We start from the raw sequence: 382 nt of genomic DNA on the forward strand, positions 1-382 counted from the left end.
GGAAGTCTCGTTCCGGGCGTCGATGACGGCGTGGGCCTGCTGGGTGAGGCGGTCGTGGATTCCCACAGCGAGGATCGTCGGCAGCGTGGCGACGATGTCGGACATGCCGTCCTGCCCGGTCACGACGCGGACGCACCGTGCCTCGCGACCGCGGTGGTGCCGTTCCGTCAGGGTGGTCGGCTGCAGACGTTCCGCGAGGGCGGCGAGACGCGAGCGCAGTCGGCCGGGGCTGAGGCCCTCGGCCGTTGCCACGGCAAGCAGGTCGAACTCACCGCGCACCTCGACCGGCAGCGGCGCGCCGACGTCGATGATCGCGTGTGCGTGGGCGCGGGTGATCACCCCCGCCTCCCACGCGGCGAGGGTCTGCGGGTAGTCGTCGACC

Annotated in this window: 1 protein-coding gene; it reads right to left on the reverse strand. The window is 72.5% G+C overall.

What is annotated here, in order from left to right; all coding sequences use genetic code 11:
- Window positions 1-382, reverse strand: a 382-nt coding sequence (locus ACZ3HG_RS23125) for a DUF222 domain-containing protein (RefSeq protein WP_465334634.1), incomplete at both ends; no start/stop codon positions are given.

The organism is Erwinia sp. PME.40.26/001, from assembly GCF_055556675.1.